The 276-nt window shown below is 40.9% G+C and carries 1 protein-coding gene; it reads right to left on the bottom strand.

The genetic code is table 11. The annotated features are described in order from the left end of the window. The coding region (locus SB765_RS29425; protein WP_410932459.1) for a 50S ribosomal protein L11 methyltransferase at positions 1-276 on the bottom strand (276 nt) is incomplete at both ends.

The following is a 276-nucleotide window of genomic DNA, read 5'->3' on the forward strand; positions in this document are numbered from 1 at the left end:
CATAGTTTTTCGCCAAATTGAATAGGGTGGAAGTTATCCATCCACTCACGTTCCCAATCTTTGTCTTCGAGTTGCTCGATTTTGTAAACTAAATTGTCTTTGAGCTCATCATGGCGCTTTAATAACGCAACCACGGCGTTCATATCGTGATTAGCTTCGAACAGACCAATTACTGTGGTATCAGCCCAAAAAACGACAGTGCCAATTTTGGGTTCGTAAATAGGGGTGTCTTTAGCATCAATAAAAGTAACAGAAGCGCTACCAGCTTCCATTAAT

It is taken from the genome of Pseudomonas sp. SIMBA_067 (genome assembly GCF_046534675.1).
In the GTDB taxonomy this organism is placed as follows: domain Bacteria; phylum Pseudomonadota; class Gammaproteobacteria; order Pseudomonadales; family Pseudomonadaceae; genus Aquipseudomonas; species Aquipseudomonas putida.